Origin of the sequence: Streptomyces sp. Je 1-332, assembly GCF_040730185.1 — a bacterium.
GTDB lineage: Bacteria > Actinomycetota > Actinomycetes > Streptomycetales > Streptomycetaceae > Streptomyces.
Map to the genome: position 1 here is coordinate 4,188,089 of NZ_CP160402.1, position 23,095 is coordinate 4,211,183.

General features: G+C 70.8%; 20 protein-coding genes. 15 read left to right on the forward strand and 5 right to left on the reverse strand.

The window, feature by feature from the left end:
- Positions 1-190: 190 nt before the first annotated feature.
- From pdhA (ABXJ52_RS18960) to ABXJ52_RS19000, 9 genes are all read left to right on the forward strand, one after another.
- Complete coding sequence (pdhA, locus tag ABXJ52_RS18960; RefSeq protein WP_367043776.1) at positions 191-1,345, forward strand: pyruvate dehydrogenase (acetyl-transferring) E1 component subunit alpha; 1,155 nt, start codon at positions 191-193, stop codon at positions 1,343-1,345.
- The gene (locus ABXJ52_RS18965; RefSeq protein WP_367043777.1) at positions 1,342-2,370 is read left to right on the forward strand and encodes an alpha-ketoacid dehydrogenase subunit beta; all 1,029 of its coding nucleotides are present in this window, start codon (positions 1,342-1,344) and stop codon (positions 2,368-2,370) included. The genes pdhA (ABXJ52_RS18960) and ABXJ52_RS18965 overlap by 4 nt, the downstream gene beginning before the upstream one ends.
- Entirely contained in the window at positions 2,370-3,932 is a 1,563-nt protein-coding gene (locus tag ABXJ52_RS18970) for a dihydrolipoamide acetyltransferase family protein (RefSeq protein ID WP_367043778.1), read from the forward strand. Before ABXJ52_RS18965 ends, ABXJ52_RS18970 begins: the two co-directional genes overlap by 1 nt.
- Positions 3,933-4,026: 94 nt before the next feature.
- Complete coding sequence (locus tag ABXJ52_RS18975) at positions 4,027-5,313, forward strand: NTP transferase domain-containing protein (RefSeq protein WP_367043779.1); 1,287 nt, start codon at positions 4,027-4,029, stop codon at positions 5,311-5,313.
- Complete coding sequence (locus ABXJ52_RS18980) at positions 5,310-6,785, forward strand: molybdopterin molybdotransferase MoeA (protein WP_367043780.1); 1,476 nt, start codon at positions 5,310-5,312, stop codon at positions 6,783-6,785. The genes ABXJ52_RS18975 and ABXJ52_RS18980 overlap by 4 nt, the downstream gene beginning before the upstream one ends.
- A complete protein-coding gene (locus ABXJ52_RS18985; RefSeq protein WP_367043781.1) occupies positions 6,773-7,894 on the forward strand; it encodes a potassium channel family protein in 1,122 nt (373 codons plus the stop codon). The genes ABXJ52_RS18980 and ABXJ52_RS18985 overlap by 13 nt, the downstream gene beginning before the upstream one ends.
- 39 nt (positions 7,895-7,933) lie before the next feature.
- Positions 7,934-8,911, forward strand: a complete 978-nt coding sequence (locus tag ABXJ52_RS18990) for an NAD(P)H-quinone oxidoreductase (RefSeq protein WP_367043782.1) — start codon at positions 7,934-7,936, stop codon at positions 8,909-8,911.
- Between the two features lie 97 nt (positions 8,912-9,008).
- The gene (locus ABXJ52_RS18995; RefSeq protein WP_367043783.1) at positions 9,009-9,431 is read left to right on the forward strand and encodes a hypothetical protein; all 423 of its coding nucleotides are present in this window, start codon (positions 9,009-9,011) and stop codon (positions 9,429-9,431) included.
- 113 nt (positions 9,432-9,544) lie between these two features.
- On the forward strand, positions 9,545-10,087 hold the full coding sequence (locus tag ABXJ52_RS19000; RefSeq protein WP_367043784.1) for a bacterial proteasome activator family protein: 543 nt from the start codon (positions 9,545-9,547) through the stop codon (positions 10,085-10,087).
- A gap of 83 nt (positions 10,088-10,170) precedes the next feature.
- On the opposite strand, the gene ABXJ52_RS19005 is transcribed toward ABXJ52_RS19000, so the two are convergent.
- Positions 10,171-11,802: a protein kinase gene (locus ABXJ52_RS19005; RefSeq protein WP_367043785.1), complete on the reverse strand. Its 1,632-nt coding sequence runs from the start codon at positions 11,800-11,802 to the stop codon at positions 10,171-10,173.
- 295 nt (positions 11,803-12,097) lie between these two features.
- Here ABXJ52_RS19005 and ABXJ52_RS19010 point away from each other — a divergent pair, with 295 nt between their 5' ends.
- Positions 12,098-13,681, forward strand: coding sequence for a protein kinase (locus tag ABXJ52_RS19010; protein WP_367043786.1), 1,584 nt, complete (start codon positions 12,098-12,100; stop codon positions 13,679-13,681).
- Positions 13,682-13,800: 119 nt separating this feature from the next.
- Here the strand turns inward: ABXJ52_RS19010 and ABXJ52_RS19015 are convergent, their stop codons facing one another.
- Both ABXJ52_RS19015 and ABXJ52_RS19020 read right to left on the reverse strand, forming a co-directional pair.
- On the reverse strand, positions 13,801-14,238 hold the full coding sequence (locus ABXJ52_RS19015) for a pyridoxamine 5'-phosphate oxidase family protein (protein WP_367043787.1): 438 nt from the start codon (positions 14,236-14,238) through the stop codon (positions 13,801-13,803).
- A gap of 113 nt (positions 14,239-14,351) precedes the next feature.
- Positions 14,352-15,014 (reverse strand): response regulator transcription factor, encoded by a 663-nt coding sequence (locus tag ABXJ52_RS19020; RefSeq protein ID WP_367043788.1) that lies wholly within the window; start codon positions 15,012-15,014, stop codon positions 14,352-14,354.
- Between the two features lie 382 nt (positions 15,015-15,396).
- Here ABXJ52_RS19020 and pdhA (ABXJ52_RS19025) point away from each other — a divergent pair, with 382 nt between their 5' ends.
- The 3 genes from pdhA (ABXJ52_RS19025) to ABXJ52_RS19035 are packed head-to-tail and all read left to right on the forward strand — an operon-like array spanning position 15,397 to position 19,099.
- Positions 15,397-16,584: a pyruvate dehydrogenase (acetyl-transferring) E1 component subunit alpha gene (pdhA, locus tag ABXJ52_RS19025; protein WP_367043789.1), complete on the forward strand. Its 1,188-nt coding sequence runs from the start codon at positions 15,397-15,399 to the stop codon at positions 16,582-16,584.
- 2 nt (positions 16,585-16,586) lie between these two features.
- Positions 16,587-17,567 carry an alpha-ketoacid dehydrogenase subunit beta gene (locus ABXJ52_RS19030; RefSeq protein WP_367043790.1) on the forward strand — a complete coding sequence of 327 codons (981 nt, stop codon included), beginning with the start codon at positions 16,587-16,589 and terminating at the stop codon, positions 17,565-17,567.
- An 11-nt stretch (positions 17,568-17,578) separates the two neighbouring features.
- On the forward strand, positions 17,579-19,099 hold the full coding sequence (locus ABXJ52_RS19035) for a dihydrolipoamide acetyltransferase family protein (protein ID WP_367043791.1): 1,521 nt from the start codon (positions 17,579-17,581) through the stop codon (positions 19,097-19,099).
- Positions 19,100-19,184: 85 nt separating this feature from the next.
- On the opposite strand, the gene ABXJ52_RS19040 is transcribed toward ABXJ52_RS19035, so the two are convergent.
- Positions 19,185-20,075, reverse strand: coding sequence for a D-alanyl-D-alanine carboxypeptidase (locus ABXJ52_RS19040; RefSeq protein ID WP_367043792.1), 891 nt, complete (start codon positions 20,073-20,075; stop codon positions 19,185-19,187).
- A gap of 158 nt (positions 20,076-20,233) precedes the next feature.
- Between ABXJ52_RS19040 and ABXJ52_RS19045 the strand changes: the two genes are divergently transcribed.
- Together ABXJ52_RS19045 and ABXJ52_RS19050 are read left to right on the forward strand one after the other, a co-directional pair.
- Positions 20,234-20,920 (forward strand): GntR family transcriptional regulator, encoded by a 687-nt coding sequence (locus ABXJ52_RS19045; RefSeq protein ID WP_367043793.1) that lies wholly within the window; start codon positions 20,234-20,236, stop codon positions 20,918-20,920.
- Positions 20,917-22,230 (forward strand): MFS transporter, encoded by a 1,314-nt coding sequence (locus ABXJ52_RS19050; protein ID WP_367043794.1) that lies wholly within the window; start codon positions 20,917-20,919, stop codon positions 22,228-22,230. Before ABXJ52_RS19045 ends, ABXJ52_RS19050 begins: the two co-directional genes overlap by 4 nt.
- A 17-nt stretch (positions 22,231-22,247) precedes the next feature.
- Here ABXJ52_RS19050 and ABXJ52_RS19055 read toward each other — a convergent pair whose 3' ends face one another.
- Positions 22,248-23,072: a maleylpyruvate isomerase family mycothiol-dependent enzyme gene (locus tag ABXJ52_RS19055; RefSeq protein WP_367043795.1), complete on the reverse strand. Its 825-nt coding sequence runs from the start codon at positions 23,070-23,072 to the stop codon at positions 22,248-22,250.
- Between the last annotated feature and the right edge of the window lie 23 nt (positions 23,073-23,095).

The following is a 23,095-nucleotide window of genomic DNA, read 5'->3' on the forward strand; positions in this document are numbered from 1 at the left end:
GTCCCCCCGCCTCCCTACCATGGACGTACTGCATCCATCCCAGGCTGTGCAGAACCGTTTGTCCACAGCCTGGAGGTGCCTGTAGCCAAAATGTGCCGACGACCGAACAATCGGTAGGTGAGGCGCCTCACATTGCCGCGCCTCCTTTGCCGCTCCCACGAGGAGACCGCTTCCACACGGAGGTGCCGACATGACGGTCATGGAGCAGCGGGGCGTCTATCGGCCCACCCCGCCACCCGCATGGCAGCCGAGGACCGATGCCGCGCCGCTGCTGCCCGACGCGGAGCCCTATCGCGTCCTGGGCACGGAAGCCGTCGGCAAGGCCGACGAGGAGCTCCTGGAGCGTCTGTACGCCCAGCTGGTGCGCGGACGGCGGTACAACACGCAGGCGACGGCCCTGACCAAGCAGGGCAGGCTCGCCGTCTACCCCTCCAGCACCGGCCAGGAGGCATGCGAGGTGGCCGCCGCGCTCGTCCTCCAGGAGCAGGACTGGCTCTTCCCCAGCTACCGGGACACGCTCGCCGCGGTCGCCCGCGGTCTCGACCCCGTCCAGGCGCTGACCCTGCTGCGCGGCGACTGGCACACCGGCTACGACCCGCGTGAGTACCGCATAGCGCCCCTGTGCACCCCTCTCGCGACCCAGCTCCCGCACGCCGTGGGGCTCGCGCACGCCGCGCGCCTGAAGGGCGACGACGTGGTGGCGCTCGCCATGGTCGGCGACGGCGGCACCAGCGAGGGCGACTTCCACGAGGCACTGAACTTCGCCGCCGTCTGGCAGGCGCCCGTCGTCTTCCTGGTGCAGAACAACGGCTTCGCCATCTCCGTGCCGCTCGACAAGCAGACGGCCGCCCCGACCCTGGCCCACAAGGCCGTCGGGTACGGCATGCCGGGACGCCTGGTGGACGGCAACGACGCGGCGGCGGTGCACGAGGTGCTGAGCGAAGCGGTCTCCCGCGCCCGCTCGGGCGGCGGCCCGACGCTCGTCGAAGCGGTGACGTACCGCATGGACGCCCACACGAACGCCGACGACGCCACGCGCTACCGCGGGGACGCCGAGGTCGAGGCCTGGCGCGCGCACGACCCGATCCTGCTCCTGGAGCGGGAGCTGACCGAGCGCGGCCTCCTCGACGAGGAGCGGATGCGGGCGGTCCGGGACGACGCCGAGGCCATGGCGGCCGACCTGCGGCAGCGCATGAACCAGGACCCCGAGCTCGACCCCATGGACCTCTTCAGCCATGTGTACGCCGAGCAGACCACCCAACTGCGCGAGCAGGCGGCCCAGTTGCGGGCCGAGCTCGAGGCGTCGGAAGAAGCCGGCACGGACGGCGAGGAGAACGCGCGATGAGCACGGTCGCGGCCGAACGGGCCGCCAAGAAGGCAGCCAAACCGGCCACCATGGCGCAGGCGCTCGGGCGCGCGCTGCGTGACTCCCTGGCCGAGGACCCGGCCGTACACGTCCTCGGAGAGGACGTCGGGGCGCTCGGCGGTGTCTTTAGGGTCACCGACGGACTCACCAAGGAGTTCGGCGAGGACCGCTGTACGGACACTCCGCTCGCCGAGGCGGGCATCCTGGGGACGGCCGTCGGCATGGCGATGTACGGGCTCCGGCCCGTCGTGGAGATGCAGTTCGACGCGTTCGCCTACCCCGCCTTCGAGCAGCTCATCTCCCACGTGGCGCGGATGCGCAACCGCACCCGGGGCGCGATGCCGCTGCCCATCACGGTGCGCGTGCCCTACGGCGGCGGCATCGGAGGCGTCGAGCACCACAGCGACTCCTCCGAGGCGTACTACATGGCGACTCCGGGGCTCCATGTCGTCACGCCCGCCACGGTCGCCGACGCCTACGGCCTGCTGCGGGCCTCCATCGCATCCGACGACCCGGTCGTCTTCCTGGAGCCCAAGCGCCTGTACTGGTCCAAGGCCGACTGGAACCCGGACGCGCCCCAGAGCGTTGAACCGATAGGCAAGGCAGTGGTGCGGCGCACCGGCCGCAGCGCCACCCTCCTCACGTACGGGCCGTCCGTGCCCGTCTGCATGGAGGCGGCCGAGGCGGCCGTCGCCGAGGGGTGGGACCTCGAAGTCGTCGACCTGCGCTCCCTCGTGCCCTTCGACGACGAGACGGTGGCGGCCTCCGTGCGGCGGACCGGGCGCGCGGTCGTCGTGCACGAGTCGGGAGGGTTCGGCGGACCCGGCGGGGAGATCGCCGCCCGCGTCACCGAGCGGTGCTTCCACCACCTGGAGGCGCCGGTCCTGCGCGTCGCCGGATTCGACATCCCCTATCCGCCGCCGATGCTCGAACGGCATCATCTGCCGGGCGTGGACCGGATCCTGGACGCGGTCGCGCGGTTGCAGTGGGAGGCGGACAGCTGATGGCGCCCGGTCTGAATGTGAACAGCCTTGAGTTCAAGCTGCCGGATCTCGGCGAGGGGCTCACGGAGGCGGAGATCACCCGCTGGCTCGTGCAGGTCGGCGATGTCGTCGCCGTGGACCAGCCCGTCGTCGAGGTGGAGACGGCCAAGGCGATGGTGGAGGTTCCCTGCCCGTACGGGGGCGTGGTGACGGCCCGCTTCGGTGAGGAGGGGACGGAACTGCCGGTGGGAGCGCCGCTGTTGACGGTCGCGGTCGGCGCCCCCGGCGGGAGTGGAGCCGCGGATTTCGCCACGGCCCCGGCTCCGGAAGAGCCCGCGGAACGAGCCCTGCAGGCGGCTGCCGCCGAGGAGTCCTCCGGCAACGTCCTGGTCGGGTACGGCACGGCCGCGGCGCCGGCGCGGCGCAGGAGGGTGCGGTCGGCGGGGGCGGTCACGACGACGGGTTCGGTCGCGAAGACAGCGCCGGTCGCGAAGACAGCAGCGGTCGCGAAGGTGGCGCCGAAGCCTGCCGCGCAGCCTGTTCCGCAGGTTCCGGTGGCGCACGAGTCCGCTGGGCCACCCACGGCCGCGGGTGCGGGCGCCACGTTGCCGGGCGGGGCTCCTCACCCGGGCGGGCCGATACCGGTGATCTCCCCCCTCGTACGCAAGCTGGCCCGTGAGAACGGGTTGGAGCTGCGGGAGTTGACGGGCACGGGCCCGGACGGGCTGATCATGCGGGCCGACGTGGAGGCCGCCATCGCGCCCGCGCGCGCGAACGGGAAACCCTCGCCGACCACGACCACGACGGCTTCCGCGACCGCCGCAGTGGACGCGCAGGCGCCGGTGTCGGCGGGTGAGGAGACGCGCGTCGCGTCGGCAGGGGCGGAGGTCCGCTACCCGCTGACCGGCATCCGGGGCCTCGTCGCGGACAAGATGTCCCGCAGCAGGCGTGAGATACCGGAAGCCACCTGCTGGGTCGATGCCGACGCGACCGAACTGCTCGCGTCACGCGCCGCGATGAACGCCTCCGTGAAGGACGGAGGCGGGCAGAAGATCTCGCTGCTCGCGCTGTTCGCCCGCATCAGCGTGGCCGCGCTGGCGCGCTACCCCATGCTCAACGCCACCGTGGACATGGAGGCGCGCGAGGTGGTGCGGCTCGCCGACGTCCACCTCGGCTTCGCCGCGCAGACCGACCGCGGCCTGGTCGTCCCCGTGGTCCGGAACGCGCACACGCGGACCACCGAATCGGTCAGTGCCGAGCTGGTCCGGCTCACGGAGTCGGCGCGGGACGGAAAGCTGACGCCGGGGGAACTGACGGGCGGCACGTTCACGTTGAACAACTACGGGGTGTTCGGGGTCGACGGCTCCACGCCGATCATCAATCACCCCGAGGCGGCCATGCTCGGCGTGGGGCGCATCGTGCCCAAGCCCTGGGTGCACCAGGGCGAGTTGGCGGTGCGGCACGTCGTGCAGCTCTCCCTCACCTTCGACCACCGGGTGTGCGACGGCGGCACGGCGGGCGGGTTCCTGCGGTTCGTGGCGGACTGCGTGGAGCAGCCCGCGGTGTTGCTGCGGGGAGTGTGAGGAGGCCCGGGGCAGAGGGGTGAGTCCTGGTGCGGTGATGTGAGACCCCGTACAGAGGGGTGGCAATGATCCTTCGTGCGCCCATACTCGGGGGATGACCGCGCAGAGGGCTCCGGGTGGCGCCGAATCCGCCGCATCGGACGCCGCCCCGACCGATCTCCCGCACGACACCCCGCCCGACAGTCCGCACACTGCTCCGGCCGACACCCCGACCGCCTTCCCGAGCGCCACCCCATACGACGCCGTAGTGCTCGCGGGTGGTGGCGCCAGGCGGCTCGGCGGTGCGGACAAGCCGGGGCTGCGGGTCGGCGGCCGTGCGCTGCTCGACCGGGTGCTCGGCGCGTGTTCCGGCGCCGGGACGACCGTGGTCGTCGCCGAGCCCCGGCCGACCGCCCGCCCCGTGGTGTGGGCGCGCGAGGAGCCCGCGGGGGCGGGTCCGCTCGCCGCGCTCGACGCGGGGCTGCGGCGTACCGGGGCGGAGCACGTGGTGGTGCTCTCCGCCGATCTGCCGTTCCTGGAGGCGCGGACCGTGGGCGCCCTGCTCGCCGCGCTGCGGGAGAGCGGTGCGGACGGTGCGGTGCTGAGAGATGCCGACGGCCGGGACCAGCCGCTGGTCGCCGCCTATCGCAGTGCCTCGCTGCAGCGTGAGACGGCGCAGCTCGCCGCCGAGCACGGCGGTCTGACGGGGCTTCCGCTGCGGGCGCTCACGGCGCGGCTCCAACTCACCCGGGTCACCGACGCCGTAGCGTCCTTCGACTGCGACACCTGGGATGACATCGCCGCCGCCAGGGCGCGTATCAGGGAGCATGGTCACGTGTTGGATGAATGGATTTCCGCGGTCAAGGACGAACTGGGCATCGAGCTCGACGTCGACACCGGCTTGCTGCTCGACCTCGCCCGCGACGCCGCGCACGGCGTGGCAAGGCCTGCGGCTCCGCTGACCACTTTCCTGGTGGGGTACGCGGCGGCGCGGGCCGCGGAGGGCGGTGGCCCCGAAGCGGTGGCCGATGCGGCCCGCAAGGCTGCGGCGCTGGCCACGCGGTGGGCGGAGGAGAGCGAATCCGCCTCCGCGCCCGAGGGGACGCCGCCGCGCACCGCCTCCGCGTCCGAGGGGACGCCGCCGCGCACCGCCTCCGCGTCCGAGGCGACGCCTCCGCGCACCGCCTCCGCGTCCGAGGCGACGCCGCCGCGCACCGCCTCCGCGTCCGAGGCGACGCCGCCGCGCACCGCCTCCGCGTCCGAGGCGACGCCTCCGCACACCGGCTCCGCGCCCGAGGCGACGTCACCGCACATCACCTCCCCACCCGAAGCGACACCACCCCACGCCAGCCCCGACCCTGGGCAGGGCGCCAGGGACGACATGCGGCCGGACGCCGGATGAGTGGGCAGCCCGTGCCGGACGCCGAGCTCGACGAGGCTCTCGCCCTGGTGAACGACGACCATGGCCGCAGGACCGGCAGGCGCCCCGTCGCCGAGTCCGTAACCAGCGACCCCCGAAACAATCCAGGCCCCTCAGGCACCCCGGGCCCCTCAGGCGCACCAGATCGCGACACCGTGCCCCAGCCGCAGTCTCAACCCACACCCACACCCGAGCCCACCCCCCAGCCCCCCCACCGCGACATCACCCCCTGGCCCGCCGCCCGCACCACCGCCGCCCGCGCCCCGCGGCCCGTGACCACCGCCCCCGAACCCGCGTCCGCCACCGCGCCCGCCACCGCCCCCCTGGGGCAAGCCCTCGGGCTCGTTCTCGCCGCGCCCCTCGTCGCCCTCACCGATCTGCCCTCCTTCGACACCTCCGCGATGGACGGCTGGGTCGTCGCCGGGCCAGGGCCCTGGAATGTTCGGGCCGAGGGGATTCTTGCCGGGCACGGGCGTCCGGAGCCGCTCTCCGACGGGGAAGCCGTGCGGATCGCGACCGGGGCGCGCGTCCCGCAGGAGGCCACCGCCGTCATCCGCAGCGAACACGGCCTCATCGACGACAAGGGGCGGCTGCACCCCCGGCGTGACGTCACCCACGGGCAGGACATCCGGCCGCGCGGCCAGGAGTGCCGCTCCGGTGACCACCTTCTGCCGCCCGGGTCACTGGTGACCCCGGCGGTGCTCGGGCTCGCGGCAGCCGCCGGGTACGACGAGCTGCCCGTGGTGCCGAGGCCCACGGCCGAAGTGCTGATCCTGGGCGATGAGTTGCTGACCGAGGGGCGCCCCCACGAGGGCCTCATCCGCGACGCGCTCGGGCCCATGCTGCCGCCCTGGCTGCGCTCGCTCGGCGCCGACGTCATCGCCGTACGCAGGCTCGGTGACGACGCCGAAGCGCTCCACCAGGCGATCACCACCTCCGCCGCCGACCTCATCGTCACCACCGGCGGCACCGCGTCCGGCCCGGTCGACCACGTCCACCCCATCCTGAGCCGTATCGGCGCCGAGCTTCTCGTGGACGGTGTCGCGGTGCGCCCGGGGCACCCCATGCTGCTCGCCCGCATCCGCCCCGACCAACACCTCGTCGGCCTGCCCGGCAACCCGCTCGCCGCGGTCTCCGGCCTGCTGACCCTGGCCGAGCCCCTGCTGCGTGCGCTCTCGCGGCGCCCCGCCCCGTCGGCGTACACCGCTGTCCTGCGCGAGGACGTGCACGGGCACCCCCACGACACCCGGCTCGTTCCCGTGACGCTTCGTGCCGACCACGCAGTGCCCCTGCACTACAACGGCCCGGCGATGCTGCGTGGGATCGCCGTGGCGGACGGGCTCGCGGTCGTCCCGCCGGGGGGCGCGCGGCACGGTCAGGAAGTGGAGGTCCTCGACCTCCCGTGGGCCGGGCCGGAGCTGCATACCGACACGGCCGGGGAGTGTTTCACGTGAAACTTCCCGGCCACGACCCCCTCGCCCGCAACCCCGACGAACACCTCGTCACCCACCGGATCAAACTGCCGCGCCAAATCGTCGAACGCCCCCTGCGGCAGGTCGCCAAGCGTCTCCTCATGGCGCTCGCGGTGCTCGCCCTGACGACGTTCATCGTCTGGATCGACCGTGCCGGCTATCACGACAACTCCGACAACAAGCTCGACTTCCTCGACGCCGCCTACTACTCCACCGTCACGCTCTCGACCACCGGATACGGCGACATCGTCCCGTACAGCGACAGCGCGCGGCTCTGCAACATTCTCCTGATCACGCCGCTGCGCGTGCTCTTCCTGATCATCCTGGTCGGCACCACTCTCGAAGTGCTCACGGAACGTACGCGCGAGGAATGGCGTCTGAACCGCTGGAGGTCCAACTTGCGTGAACACACCGTCGTCGTCGGCTTCGGCACCAAGGGTCGCTCGGCGATCCAGACCGTCTGCGCGACCGGTCTCAAGCCCGAGCAGATCGTGGTGGTCGACCCGAGCGCGAAGGTCGTCGACGCCGCCACCGCCGAGGGGTACGCGGGCGTCATCGGCGATGCGACGCGCAGTGACGTGCTGCTCCGCGCCGAGGTGCAACGCGCCCGGCAGATCATCATCGCGACCCAGCGCGACGACACCGCCGTCCTGGTCACGCTGACCGCCCGGCAGATGAACCGCGGGGCGAAGATCGTGGCCGCGGTGCGCGAGGAGGAGAACGCGCCGCTGCTCCGCCAGTCCGGTGCCGACGCGGTGATCACCAGTGCCAGCGCGGCGGGCAGGCTCCTTGGTCTCTCCGTGCTCAGTCCCAGCGCGGGCATGGTCATGGAGGATCTGATCCAGCAGGGCAGCGGGCTCGACCTCGTGGAGCGGCCGGTGATAAAGGCCGAGGTGGGCCTGGGAGTCCGGGAGACGGACGACCTGGTCGTCAGCGTCGTACGCGGGCACCGGGTGCTCGGTTACGACGATCCCGCCGTCGGGAAACTGCAGTTGATGGACCGTCTGATCACCATCGTGCGGGCGACGAAGACGTCACCGATGGCGCCGGACGCCAAGTCGAGTCCGCCGCGCGGAGGTCTGCGCACGTAGTCGGACCGACGGGAAGGGGCAGAGAGTAGCCTCGCCCGCATGCATGCGATCACGATCCCCGAAGCCGGTGGACCCGAAGCGCTCGTATGGGCCGAGGTCCCCGATCCCGTACCCGGCGAGGGCGAGGTGCTGGTCGACGTCGTCGCCAGCGCCGTGAACCGCGCCGACCTGCTCCAGCGCCAGGGCTTCTACAACCCGCCACCCGGATCGTCCCCCTACCCGGGGCTGGAGTGCGCGGGCCGCGTCACCGACATCGGTCCCGGCGTCTCGGGCTGGAAGATCGGCGACGAGGTGTGCGCGCTGCTCGCCGGCGGCGGCTACGCCGAGCAGGTCGTCGTCCCCGCCGGGCAGTTGCTGCCCGTGCCGGACGGCGTCGACCTCGTCACCGCGGCGGCGCTGCCCGAGGTGACGTCCACCGTCTGGTCCAACGTCTTCATGATTTCCCACCTCAGGCCCGGCGAGACGTTCCTCGTGCACGGCGGCTCCAGCGGTATCGGCACCATGGCGATCCAGCTGGCGAAGGCCGTCGGCGCCAGGGTGGCGGTCACGGCGGGCACCAAGGAGAAGCTCGACTTCTGCGGGGAGCTCGGCGCGGACATCCTCGTCAACTACCGCGAGCAGGACTTCGTCGAGGAGGTCAAGAAGGCCACGGACGGCGCGGGCGCTGACGTCATCCTCGACAACATGGGCGCCAAGTACCTGGACCGGAACGTGCAGACCCTCGCCGCCAACGGCCGTCTCGCGATCATCGGCATGCAGGGTGGCGTCAAGGGCGAGCTGAACATCGCCACGCTCCTCGGCAAGCGTGCCGCCGTCACCGCGACCTCCCTGCGGGGCCGTCCCGCCGAGGAGAAGGCGGCGATCGTAGCGGCGGTGCGCGAGCACGTGTGGCCGCTGATCACCTCCGGACACGTACGGCCGATCGTCGACCAGACGGTGCCGATGAGCGACGCGGCGGCCGCCCATCGCGTACTGGAGGAGAGCTCGCACATCGGGAAGGTGCTGCTGGTCCGCTGAGCGCGGCACGGTCGAGATGCCGGACAAGCAACACCATGTGACGCTTGCTCCAGCTTCAAGTGATCTCTCCGACCGGTAGCGGGAGGGAGTCAGCGCGGTGACTCCATGGCTTCGCCCCTTGTTGATGGTGACGGTGCTGATGGCCGTCTCCCCTGTCTCCCTCTCGTACGCGGGCGTCTCATACGCGGGCGTCCCGTACGCCGCCGAGCCCTCGCCCAGTGCGACGCGCGCCGGCAGCGCCCCCGGCGAAGGCCGAGCCAGGCCCGGCCGGGACGAACCCGCGCCGCCCGTCGAGGCGTCCGTGCCGCCCCGCGAGCCGCTGCGGCAGCTCCCCACGCCTCCCCCCGTCCCGCCCCCTGCCGTGCCGCCCCTCGGCGAGACGACCACCGCGTCCGACGCCACCCGGCGCACGGCCGCCGAACCCGCCCTGCCCGGACTTCGCGTCCTGCCGCTCGGCAGCGGCCTGGTCCTCATCGGCCTCGGCCTCGGGTTCTTCGCCGTACGACTGCGCCGCGGCTGACCGGCCACGCAGACACGGCCACGCAGACACGGCCGGGTGCTCCGTACGCGGTGGATCAGCGGCAAATGGGGGCACCACCGATGTGTGACGTACGGGTGCGAGAGAATGGCGGCATGGAGATGCCGAGGAACGAAAGGTCGCCCGAGAGCCCGCAGGTCCTGGTCGTGGGCCAGGACGGAATGGCACTCGGCGGCGGCGGAGACGACGAATCCCGCGAGGTCCCGGTGACGGACATGGTCGAACAGCCGGCGAAGGTCATGCGCATCGGCAGCATGATCAAGCAGTTGCTCGAGGAGGTGCGGGCGGCACCTCTCGACGAGGCGAGCCGGGTGCGGCTCAAGGAGATCCACGCCAGTTCGGTCAAGGAGCTCGAGGACGGCCTCGCCCCCGAGCTCGTCGAGGAACTGGAGCGTCTCTCCCTCCCCTTCACCGACGACGGAGTACCCAGCGACGCCGAACTGCGCATCGCGCAGGCCCAATTGGTGGGCTGGCTCGAAGGGCTCTTCCACGGGATTCAGACGGCCCTCTTCGCGCAGCAGATGGCGGCGCGGGCGCAGCTCGAATCGATGCGGCGCGCACTGCCGCCCGGTGTGGGCGGCGGCGAGGAGGAAGAGGAGGGCGGCATCGCGGGGCGGACCGGAGGGCCTTACCTCTAGGCGGTAGCCGGATACGACAGCGTGAAGGGCCCGGTCACGAGGTGACCGGGCCCTTCACGTGGTGACTGCGCCACCGCGTCCGATCAGGAGGGGTTTCCCGTGGAGACGGTGAACTCGATGTCCACGTCGTCCGGATCGACGTCAGATTCTTCCTTGGGGGACTGCTGCATGACCGTGTCCTCCCCGTAGGTGTTCTCGTCGATCGTGCGCTTGTCGTACTGCCAGCCGGCCGCCTGCAGGCACTTCTGCACGGACTTCCAGTCCTTGAACGTGAAGTCAGGGACCTTGATCTTGGTCTCGTCGTTGTACGCCGTGTCGGGTTCGAGGCACTCTTCGGTCTCGATCGTGTTGGTGCGGTCCGGACCACGATGCCCCGCCACCGGCGCGTTCGACTCCTTCTCCTCCTTGCCGCCCTTGCCGCCGTCGTCCCCGCTCAGCGACACCGCGGCGATCACACCGCCGATGGCGAGCAGCGCGACGACGATCGAGCCGACGACCATCGGCATGTTCCGCTTGCCGCCGCCCGAACCCGATCCGCCGCCCTGCACGGACGTCTGCGGGGGCTGCGGCGAGAGGGTGTACGGCGGCGGGGTCTGCGAGGCCTGAGGGGCGTACGCGTTCGTGGGCGCAGGGGTGTGGTAGCCGCCCTGCTGCGGGTAGCCGTACCCCGGCGTGGGGGCCGGCGTGGGCGGACCGTAGGGACCCGGCTGGTACGGCGTCTGGACGCCGCCCTGCTGCGGCAGCGAGGAGTCGACCGGCGGGAAGACCGCGGCACCGACGCCCGCACCGCTCGCGGTCTGGGCGCCCGGCACGATGCTCGGCGCGGCCGCCTGCAGGGACTGGGCGACGCGCAGGCACTCGTCGCGCATGGCCTCGGCGGTCGGGAAGCGCTCGTTCGGGTTCTTCTTCAGCGCACGGGCGACGATCGCGTCGACGGCGGGCGGCAGCGAGCGGTTGATCGAGGACGGAGCGACCGGCTCCTCCTGGACGTGCGCGTACGCGATGGCCAGCGGGGAGTCCGCCTCGAAGGGCAGCCGCCCGGTGGTCAGCTGGAACAGCATGATGCCGACGGAGTAGAGGTCGGACCGGGCGTCCACGCCACGGCCGAGCGCCTGCTCCGGCGAGAGGTACTGGGGGGTGCCGACGACCATGCCGGTCTGCGTCATGGAGGTGACGCCGGACTGCATGGCGCGGGCGATGCCGAAGTCCATGACCTTGACGACGTTGCGCTTCGTCATCATCACGTTGCCGGGCTTGATGTCGCGGTGGACCAGGCCCATCTCGTGGCTGATCTCAAGAGCGGCGAGCACATCGGCGGTGATCTTCAGCGCCTGGTCGGTCGGCATCGCGCCGAACTGGGTGACGGACGCGTCGAGCACGGAGCCGAGCGGCTTGCCCTCCACGTACTCCATGACGATGTACGGCATCGTCGCGCCGTCGAGATCGTCCTCGCCGGTGTCGAAGACCGAGACGATGTTCGTGTGCGTGAGCTTGGCCACCGACTGGGCCTCGCGGCGGAAGCGCTCGCGGAAGGACTGCTCGCGGCCGAGCTCGCTGTGCAGCGTCTTGATGGCGACCTGACGGTCGAGTACGGAGTCGTACGCCAGGTGAACGGAGGCCATGCCGCCTTCACCGAGAAGATCACGCAGCTGGTACCGGCCACCGGCCAGCGAGCGCCCCGCATACCGTCCCTGTGCGCCGTCCTGGCTGCTCATGTCGTGCGTCCCCCATCGGCGCGGTCTGCCGGACGGCTCCGCGGTCGGTGATCGATTCCCGCTATTCCTGGCCAAGTCTGCCCGAGGGCACCGACACGTCAAGCTCGATGCCCGTTCCGTGACCGTACGCGCAAGAAGCGTCTCGGAAGCGTTACAAGTTTGCGCGTGAGGGCACCCGGCGGGTTTGATGTCCGGTCCACCTCGAACCGCCGCGCCACGCGAAGGCTGTAGCGTGGCCCGGCGGGGTTCCCCCGGTACCACCGAGCACCACGACCAGAAACGACGGCGAGGACTGATGGCACAGACGCAGCGCGCTCAGGGCCCGTCCGACCCCGAGGCGAGTGGCGGCGGTATGTCAGACGCGCCGGAGTTGTGGGGTAACGGCGGCCTTGTGGGAGATGGCCGGTATCGGCTGACCCGCAGACTCGGCCGGGGCGGCATGGCCGAGGTGTTCGCGGCCGAGGACGTACGTCTGGGGCGCACGGTCGCCGTCAAGCTGCTCCGCTCCGACCTCGCGGAGGACCCGGTATCCAAAGCCCGCTTCACACGCGAGGCCCAGTCGGTGGCGGGGCTCAACCACCACGCGGTGGTGGCGGTCTACGACTCCGGTGAGGATGTCGTCGGGCCGAACGTCGTCCCGTACATCGTCATGGAGATCGTCGAGGGACGGACGATCCGCGATCTGCTGCTCAACGCGGAGGCGCCGGGTCCCGAGCAGGCCCTGATCATCGTCTCCGGGGTGCTCGAGGCGCTCGCGTACTCGCACCAGCACGGCATCGTGCACCGCGACATCAAGCCCGCGAACGTGATCATCACCAACACCGGCGCGGTCAAGGTGATGGACTTCGGCATCGCCCGTGCGCTGCACGGCGCCCAGTCGACGATGACCCAGACCGGCATGGTCATGGGCACGCCTCAGTACCTCTCCCCGGAGCAGGCGCTCGGCAAGGCCGTCGACCACCGCTCCGACCTGTACGCGACCGGCTGTCTGCTCTACGAACTTCTCGCCCTGCGGCCCCCGTTCACCGGTGAGACGCCGCTCTCCGTGGTCTACCAGCACGTCCAGGACATCCCGGTGCCGCCATCCGAGACCTCGGACGCGGCGCCGCCGGAGCTGGACGGCCTGGTGATGCGTTCGCTCGCCAAGGACCCGGACGACCGGTTCCAGACGGCCGAGGAGATGCGCGGCCTGGTCCAGTACGGGCTGCAGATGCTGCACGAGCAGGGCAGCCACACCGGGACCTGGAACACCGGCCCCGTCGACGTGGCGGGCATGCACGAGGGCGGCAACACCCCGGCGATGGGCGTCGCGGGCACCGCCGCGATGCAGCACCCGGGCGACTCCGGCACCGCGCAGATCCCGGGCGCCATGCTGCGTCCTCCGGGTGGCGACGACGGCGGCTTCGACGGCAGCCACCGGGACGGCAACGGCCGGGGCGGCCGCGGCAAGGTGTGGATCCTCGCCGTGCTGGCGGTCATCGCGATCGCGGTGGGTGTCGCGTACGCCCTGACGGCGGGCGACGGCAAGACGAAGGACAAGGACACCCCGACGAAGGCGCCGACGAAGCAGTCGGAGACGAAGAAGCCGAGCAAGAGTCCCGAAGAGGACACCTCCGAGGACGAGACGCTGCCCGGCGACGGCTCCGGCGGTCAGGGCAGCTACACGCCGGAGCAGCCGAACACCACCGGCCCGACGACGCCCACGACGCCGACCCAGAGCGAGCCGACGGACGACCCGACGGAGCCGACGGACGAGCCGACCGAGCCGACGGACGACCCGACCACGCCGACCGACGACCCCACCCCCACCGATGGCGGTGACGAGTCGCCGGTGACCGGCGGCCCGGAGGGCGGGGCCAACACCGGCGCCGAAGGCTGAGCCGAGGCGTACAGCCCGTAGTACAGGCCCGTCGTACGGGACCGTGAACGAGACGCACGCGCGCGTGGAGCCCGAAAGGGCCCCACGCGCGCGTGCGTCGTTTTAGCCGCCCCAGTCGCTCAGATGGTGCGCTGAAGCTGCCGCTGCCGCCCGCCGTGGAGGGTGTGCACGGTGGCCACCTGCGGCTCGATGCGCATGTAGACCGGGTCGTAGAGCTCGCCGTCCACGTAGTGCGGGCCCGAGCCGAAGAGCTCCAGTTCGGCGGTGGTCGGCTCGATGGCCTCGCACAGGCCGACGAACTGCACGGTCCACTGCCCCGTGCGCGCGGTCTCGGCGCTGAGGTTGTCCGCCCCGTAGGCGACGACACTGCCGATGCAGGCCTCGTGGTAGCCGTACCCCTTGTGCATGCGCAGCAGGATGCGGCCGTCCACGGTTATGTGGCGGGCCGCGGCGAGGAAGGGCAGCGCGCGCATGCTGGTCGCGACCCGGCCGTAGGCGGTGCGGCCGAGCAGTTCGAAGGCGAGGCGTTCGTCCTGTTCCTGATCGTCGGAGGGCATGCGTCCACCCTCTGCCACCGGCGGGCGGCCGGGGAAGGGGATCCCGCCCCTAGGGGACGGGGACGTAAGTCCCGTTTACGGTCACGAACCGTGCTGCCGGATGACGCAGCGTGTCAGTGCTGCTGTTCCGCCTGCATACGGGCCACGTACGCGGCCGCCTGGGAGCGTCGTTCCATGCCGAGCTTGGAGAGCAGGCTGGAGACGTAGTTCTTGATCGTCTTCTCGGCGAGATGCAGCCGTTCGCCGATCACCCGATTGGTCAGGCCCTCACCGATCAGGTCGAGGATCTTGCGCTCCTGGTCCGTGAGGTTCGCCAGCCGCTCGTCGCCCTTGGGGGTGTTCCCGTCGCGCAGCCGCTCCAGTACACGGGCCGTGGCGACGGGGTCGAGCAGGGACTTTCCCGCTGCCACGTCGCGTACGGCGGAGAGCAGTTCATTGCCGCGAATGGCTTTCAGGACATAGCCGGAAGCGCCCGCCATGATCGCGTCGAAGAGCGCCTCGTCGTCCGCGAACGAGGTCAGCATCAGGCATTTGATGTCCTCGTTCCGTGAACGGATCTCGCGGCACACCTCCACCCCGCTGCCGTCCGGGAGCCGCACGTCGAGAACGGCCACGTCCGGCCGGGTCGCGGGGATCCTGACCAGGGCGTCCGCCGCCGTTCCCGCCTCTCCGACGACCTCGATGTCGGATTCCACGGAGAGCAGCTCATGGACTCCTCGCCGCACCACTTCATGGTCGTCGAGGAGAAATACCGTAATTTTTCCGTCTTCGCGCACGGGGTCAGTCTCACACACGATCTCTCGCAGTGCCCGAGCTGAACTCTTCCCGTCCATGGGGTGGCCGGGATAACGTGCCGGTGTTCCGGCCCCCTGCCAGGCTGTGATCAGTGCTGTGACCAGGAACTGTTCCCGAATTTCTGCGTTTACTCGGAAATCCAAGCAGTCAGATACTTGGAAATCCAAGCAAATTCGCAGGTCAGATGGGGTTTCACAGAATTGGGAAGCACTGGGTAACGTGCATTGTGCAGGGCGCTCGCCGGGGCACCTGTCACGCCTGTTTCCCGGCCGAGTCGCACCCACCCCGTGCGCGGGCACGGATCAGGCGAGCCGCACTGGCTTACCCGGTAATCCCGGGGGCCGGACCGACGGAGGAGCACACGTGACCGTGGAGAGCACCGCCGCGCGCACACCGCGCCGCAGCAGTACCAGCGGCGGCAAGCGCGCCGGCGCCAAGAAGGCCGCGCCGAAGAAGAGCACGGAACCCCAGCTTGTCCAGCTGCTGACGCCTGAGGGCAAGCGGGTCAAGCACGCGGAGAACTCCGTGTACGACGCGTACGTCGCGGACATCACCGCCGACGAGCTGCGCGCCCTGTACCGCGACATGGTCCTCACCCGCCGCTTCGACGCCGAGGCCACCTCCCTGCAGCGCCAGGGCGAGCTGGGCCTGTGGGCGTCGCTGCTCGGCCAGGAAGCCGCCCAGATCGGCTCGGGCCGCGCCACCCGCGACGACGACTACGTCTTCCCGACCTACCGCGAGCACGGCGTGGCCTGGTGCCGCGGGGTCGACCCGACCAACCTGCTCGGCATGTTCCGCGGCGTGAACAACGGCGGCTGGGACCCGAACACCAACAACTTCCACCTGTACACGATCGTCATCGGCTCGCAGACCCTGCACGCCACCGGTTACGCCATGGGTGTGGCCAAGGACGGCGCGGACTCGGCCGTGGTCGCGTACTTCGGTGACGGCGCCTCCAGCCAGGGCGACGTCGCCGAGGCGTTCACCTTCTCCGCGGTCTACAACGCGCCCGTCGTGTTCTTCTGCCAGAACAACCAGTGGGCCATCTCCGAGCCCACCGAGAAGCAGACCCGGGTGCCGCTCTACCAGCGCGCGCAGGGCTACGGCTTCCCGGGTGTGCGGGTCGACGGCAACGACGTCCTCGCCGTGCTCGCCGTCACCAAGTGGGCCCTGGAGCGGGCGCGTACGGGCGAGGGCCCGGCGCTCATCGAGGCGTTCACCTACCGCATGGGCGCGCACACCACGTCCGACGACCCGACCAAGTACCGCAACGACGACGAGCGCGAGGCCTGGGAGGCCAAGGACCCGATCCTGCGCCTGCGGACCTACCTCGAGACCGAAGGTCACGCGGATGAGGGATTTTTCGCGGAACTCGAGGCGGAGAGCGAAGCGTTGGGAAAGCGAGTGCGAGAGGTGGTGCGGGCGATGCCGGATCCGGATCTGATGGCGATCTTCGAGAACGCGTATGCGGACGGGCATGCGCTGGTCGACGAGGAGCGCGCGCAGTTCGCCGCGTACCAGGCGTCCTTCGCGGACGAAGGCGGTAAGTGACCATGGGCGTACAGAAGCTTCCCCTTGCCAAAGCGATCAACGAATCGCTGCGTACGGCGCTCGACACCGACCCCAAGGTCCTCATCATGGGCGAGGACGTCGGCAAGCTCGGCGGCGTCTTCCGGGTGACGGACGGGCTGCAGAAGGACTTCGGCGAGGACCGGGTCATCGACACCCCGCTCGCCGAGTCCGGCATCGTCGGCACGGCCATCGGCCTGGCCCTTCGGGGTTACCGCCCGGCGGTGGAGATCCAGTTCGACGGCTTCGTCTTCCCGGCGTACGACCAGATCGTCACGCAGCTCGCGAAGATGCACGCCCGCGCGCTCGGCAAGATCAAGATGCCGGTCGTCATCCGCATTCCGTACGGCGGTGGCATCGGCGCCGTCGAGCACCACAGCGAGTCGCCCGAGGCGCTGTTCGCGCACGTGGCGGGGCTCAAGGTCGTCTCGCCCTCGAACTCGTCGGACGCCTACTGGATGATGCAGCAGGCCATCCAGAGCGACGACCCGGTGATCTTCTTCGAGCCGAAGCGGCGTTACTGGGACAAGAGCGAGGTCGACACCGAGGCCATCCCGGCGCCGCTGCACAAGGCCCGGGTCGCCCGCGAGGGCACCGACCTCACCCTCGCCGCGTACGGCCCCATGGTGAAGGTCTGTCTGGAGGCCGCCGCGGCCGCCGCCGAAGAGGGCAAGTCCCTTGAGGTCGTGGACCTGCGCTCCATGTCGCCGATGGACTTCGACACCGTGCAGACGTCCGTCGAGAAGACGCGGCGGCTCGTCGTGGTCCATGAGGCCCCGGTCTTCTTGGGGACGGGCGCGGAGATCGCGGCACGCATCACCGAGCGCTGCTTCTACCACCTCGAAGCTCCCGTGCTGCGGGTCGGCGGCTTCCACGCGCCGTATCCGCCGGCGCGGTTGGAAGAGGAGTACCTGCCGGGCCTCGACCGGGTGCTCGACGCTGTCGACCGCTCGCTGGCGTACTGAGGGAGAGGGTCGTGACGACGATGACAGACGCTGCGCTGGCCGAGTTCAAGATGCCCGACGTGGGCGAGGGGCTCACCGAGGCGGAGATCCTCAAGTGGTTCGTGGCGCCCGGCGACACGGTCACCGACGGGCAGGTGGTGTGCGAGGTCGAGACGGCCAAGGCCGCCGTCGAGCTGCCCATCCCGTTCAACGGCGTGGTGCACGAACTGCGCTTCCCCGAGGGCACGACGGTCGATGTCGGCCAGGTGATCATCGCGGTGGACGTGTCCGGCACAAGCGCCGCAAGCGCGCCCGCCGCACCTGCGGAGGCCGCCGCGCCCGCGGAGGCCGCCGCTCCGGAGCAGCCCGCCGCCCCGGTGGAGAAGCCCGCCGCCGCCGAGCCCGAGCAGGAGGCCGCTCCCCAGGGCCGCCAGCCCGTGCTCGTCGGCTACGGGGTCGCCGAGTCCTCGACGAAGCGCCGCGCACGCAAGGCGGCTTCGGAGCAGGCCGACGCCGCCGGGACGTACTACGCGGCGGCGGTCCAGGCCGAACTGAACGGCTCCGGCACGGCTGCCGCCTCCGCCACGGCCCCCGCGCCCGCACCCGCTGCCCCCGCGGGTGACCGCCCGCTGGCCAAGCCGCCGGTGCGAAAGCTCGCCAAGGACCTGGGAGTTGACCTCGCGGCCATCGTCCCGTCCGGGGCCGGCGGGATCATCACGCGCGAGGACGTGCACGCGGCGGCGGCTCCGGCGGCCGCGGCCACCGCCGCCCCGCAGCCGGCAGCCGCCGAAGCCCCCGCTCCCGGGACCGCCACAGCCACCGGCGCCCCCGCCCCCGCGGCGGGCGCCGGCGCCCGTGAGACCCGTATCCCCGTCAAGGGCGTCCGCAAGGCGATCGCCCAGGCGATGGTCGGCTCGGCCTTCACGGCGCCGCACGTCACGGAGTTCGTGACGGTGGACGTGACGCGGACGATGAAGCTCGTGGAGGAGCTGAAGCAGGACAAGGCTTTCGCCGGCCTGCGCGTCAATCCGCTGCTGCTCATCTCCAAGGCGCTGCTCGTGGCGATCCGGCGCAATCCGGACGTCAACGCGGCCTGGGACGAGGCGAATCAGGAGATCGTCCAGAAGCACTACGTGAATCTGGGCATCGCCGCCGCGACACCGCGCGGCCTGGTCGTCCCGAACATCAAGGACGCCCACGCCCAGACGCTGCCGGAACTGGCCGCGTCCCTGGGCGAGTTGGTGTCCACCGCGCGCGAGGGCAAGACGTCGCCGGGCGCGATGCAGGGCGGCACGGTCACCATCACGAACGTCGGCGTCTTCGGCGTCGACACCGGTACGCCGATCCTGAACCCCGGCGAGTCCGCGATCCTCGCGGTCGGCTCGATCAAGCTCCAGCCCTGGGTCCACAAGGGCAAGGTCAAGCCGCGCCAGGTGACGACGCTCGCGCTCTCCTTCGACCACCGCCTGGTCGACGGCGAGCTCGGCTCCAAGGTGCTCGCCGACGTGGCGGCGATCCTGGAGCAGCCCAAGCGGCTCATGACCTGGGCGTAGATCCGGGAAGTACGTCAACAGCACGTCGAAGGGGGCCCGCCGCGTACAACGCGGCGGGCCCCCTTCGACGTGAGTCCACGAGTGCTTACTTCTTGAAGCCGTAGTCCATCAGCTTCTTCGCGTCCTTCGTGCGGTTGGTCGACGAGGTCGAGGTGAGGACCGTACCGATGACCGTCTTGCCGTTCCGGGTCGCGGCGAAGACCAGGCAGTACTTGGCCTGCGGTCCCGAGCCGGTCTTCACGCCGATCGCGCCGCTGTAGCTGCCGAGGAGGTTGTTCGTGTTCGACCACGACATGTAGCGGTAGCCGCCGCTCTTCGTGGTGACCTTCTGCTTCGTCGACTTCGTCTTCACGACCGTACGGAACGTGGAGCTCTTCATCGCGCTGCTGGCGAGCTTCGTCAGGTCGCGGGGCGTCGAGTAGTTGCCCGCGCCGCCGATGCCGTCGAACGAGTCGAAGTGGGTGTTCGTCAGGCCGAGGCTCCTGGCCTGGGCGTTCATCTTGCCGATGAACGACTTCACGCGGGCGGAGCGGGTGGAGCCCTTGCCGAACTTGTCCGCGAGCGCGTACGCCGCGTCGCAGCCGGACGGCAGCATCAGGCCGTACAGGAGCTGGCGGACGGTGACCTTGTCGCCGACGATCAGCCGGGCGGACGAGGCGGTGTTCCTGACGATGTAGTCGCTGTAGGCCTTTTCGATCTTGACCTTGGAGTTGAGGTTCAGGTTCGACTGCGACAGCACCACTTTCGCCGTCATGATCTTGGTGGTCGAGCCCGTCGAACGGCGGGTGTCCGCGGACTTGGTGAAGAGCGTCTTGCCCGTGCCGTTGTTCATCACGAAGCCGCCCTTGGCGGCGATGGACGGCTTCGGCAGCGCGGCCGCCTGGGCCGGGGTCGTGAGGGCTCCGCCCGCGACGACGGCGCCCGCGGTGACGATAACGACCGACGCGCGGCGAATGCCCTTAATGGGGGTTTTCAAGTTCAATGCTCCAAATGCCCCTGGAATGCGGCCACATGAGGGTGCCGCTCGACAGGTAAGACACTCCAGGGAAGCAAATGGATGCACGGTGGCGGGGGTGATGTCCGGATCGTGAAATGGACGACCTCATGGGTACGTGTTGTATCTATGCTGTGCGCATGCCTGTCGCACCCGCCTCGTCCCCCTCCCGGACCCCTGCTCGCACCCTGAAGCGGCCACCCGCCGCGGAGCGGGTGTACGCGCACGTCAAGCAGGGGGTGCTCGACCGCCGGTACGAGGGCGGCACGCTGCTCACCGAGGGCGAGCTCGCCGAGGCCGTCGGGGTGTCCCGCACTCCGGTGCGCGAGGCCCTCCTGAAGCTGGAGGTGGAGGGGCTCCTGCGGCTCTACCCGAAGAAGGGTGCGCTGGTCCTGCCGGTGTCCGTGCAGGAGATCGCCGATGTCGTCGAGACGCGGCTCCTGGTGGAGACCCACTCGGTGCGCAAGGCGGTGCCCGCGCCGCGAGGTCTCATCGCCCGCCTCGAAGAGCTGCTCGCCCAGCAGCGGGAGCAGGCCGCCGCGGGGGATTTCTCCGCTGCCGCCGTGACCGACCGGTGCTTCCACGCGGAGATCGTGCGGAGCGGGGGGAACGAGATCCTCGCCCGGCTGTACGACCAGCTCCGTGACCGGCAGCTGCGGATGGGCGTCGCCGTGATGCACTCCCATCCCGACCGGATCGCCAAGACGCTCGCCGAGCACGAGGAGATCCTGAACGCGTTGCGCGCCGGGGACGCTGACGGGGCGGTCTCCGTGGTCACCCGGCACGTCGGGTGGTTCCAGAACCTGGCCAGGGGCGAAGTCCGATGAGCGCGACCTCCGCCTCCGCCCCCCTCTCCCTCCCCGGCGATCCCCCCGGCGGCAGGAAGGCCATGCTCGTCTGGGGCATCGGCGTCGCCGTCTACTTCGTCGCCGTCATCTTCCGGACCTCGCTCGGCGTCGCCGGACTCGACGCGGCCGACCGGTTCCACGTCAACGCCTCCGCGCTCTCGACCTTCTCGATCCTCCAGCTGCTCGTCTACGCGGGCATGCAGATACCCGTCGGCCTGATGGTCGACCGGCTCGGCACCAAGCGCGTGCTGACCATCGGAGTCGTGCTCTTCACGCTCGGACAGCTCGGCTTCGCCTTCTCGCCCTCGTACGGAATGGCGCTCGCGTCCCGCGCGCTGCTCGGCTGCGGTGACGCGCTGACCTTCATCAGCGTGCTGCGCCTTGGCACCCGCTGGTTCCCCGCTCGCCGCGGCCCGCTGGTCGCCCAGCTCGCGGGCCTGGTCGGCATGGCGGGCAACCTCGTCTCCACCCTCGTCCTCGCCCGGCTGCTGCACTCCGTCGGCTGGACCGCGGCCTTCGCGGGCAGCGCGCTCTGCGGCGTCGTCGTCCTCGTACTGATGACGCTGTTCCTCAAGGACCACCCCGAGGGGCACGCGCCGGAGCCCGCGCGGCACACCGGTGGGGCCTTCGTGCGCAAGCAGATCGCCCTGAGCTGGCGCGAACCCGGCACCCGGCTCGGCCTGTGGGTGCACTTCACCACGCAGTTCCCCGCGATGGTGTTCCTGCTCCTGTGGGGCCTGCCGTTCCTCGTCGAGGCGCAGGGGCTCACGCGCGGGACGGCCGGAGCGCTGCTGACCCTCGTCGTGCTCTCCAACATGATGGTGGGCCTGGTCTACGGCCAGATCGTCGCCCGCCACCACGCGGCCCGCACACCGCTGGCCATCGGCACCGTAGCGATGACCGCCGTGATGTGGGCGGCCACGATCCACTACCCCGGCGACCACGCCCCGATGGGGCTGCTCATCGCGCTGTGCGTCGTGCTCGGCGCCTGCGGCCCCGCGTCCATGATCGGCTTCGACTTTGCGCGGCCCGCGAACCCGCCGGAGCGGCAGGGCACCGCGTCCGGCATCGTGAACATGGGCGGCTTCGTCGCCTCCATGACGACGCTGCTCGCGATCGGCGTGCTCCTCGACGCGACCGGCGACAACTACCGGATCGCCTTCTCCGCCGTCTTCGTCCTGGAGGCGGTCGGCCTCAGTCAGATCCTGCGCCTGCGGACGCGTGCGGTGCGCCGCGAGAAGGAGCGCCTGGTCGCCAGCCGCGTGGAGGCCGTGCACGTACCTGTGTGAACCAAGGGCCCGGAGGGCTACGGCGTGACCGCGAACTCCCGCAGGATCGCCTCGCCCAGGCCGTGATCGCCCTCGACCTTGATCCGGTCGGCGACCGAGGCGTACGAGACACGGCCGCACGCCAGGCGGAAGTACGTCTCCCAGTCCAGGCTCAGCGTGGCGAGCGGACCGAGGGAGGGGGCGCTGTCGACCGTGGCGTGGCCCTCGGCGTCGACACGGACCGTGCGCAGGAACTCGACGGGGCCGCTCACGTCGAAGACGACCGCCGAGTTCGCCGGGGCGGCGGCCTTCTTGGCGACGACCTTGGGCAGTCCGTGCAGCAGGAGGTCCCGCGCCACGAGCGCCCCCTGGGAGTCCAGATTGCCGGGCTTCCGCAGCGTCGTCCGCAGGTCCTGCTCATGGACCCAGACGTCGAACGCCCGCATCCGCGTGGCCAGTTCGAGGGTCTGCTCGGTGCCGAGCGGGCCGCGGATCTTGTGGGAGGGGTCGCGCGACTCGTTCCGCAGCTGCCGCGAGCGGCGGATGATCGTGTACTCCAGCTCGGAGGTCATCTCGGGCGCGGTGTGGTGGCGCCGGACGTCGACCTGCACCTCCATATAGCGCTGGCCCTCGGTCTGTACGTGGTACAGGTCGCGGGGCAGGGTGTGGATGGGGCGCGGGTCGCCCAGCATCTCGCAGTCCAGGCCTATGACATGGGAGACGACATCCCGGACCGACCAGCCGGGGCAGGGCGTGGCCCAGTTCCACTCTCCCTCGGCGAGCGGTGACACCAGCTCGGATATGGCTGATACGGATTGGGTCCAGGCGTCGGCGTAGGTTTGCAGGCTGGGATGGAGACTCACGGGACCCCTCGACGGTCGTACGC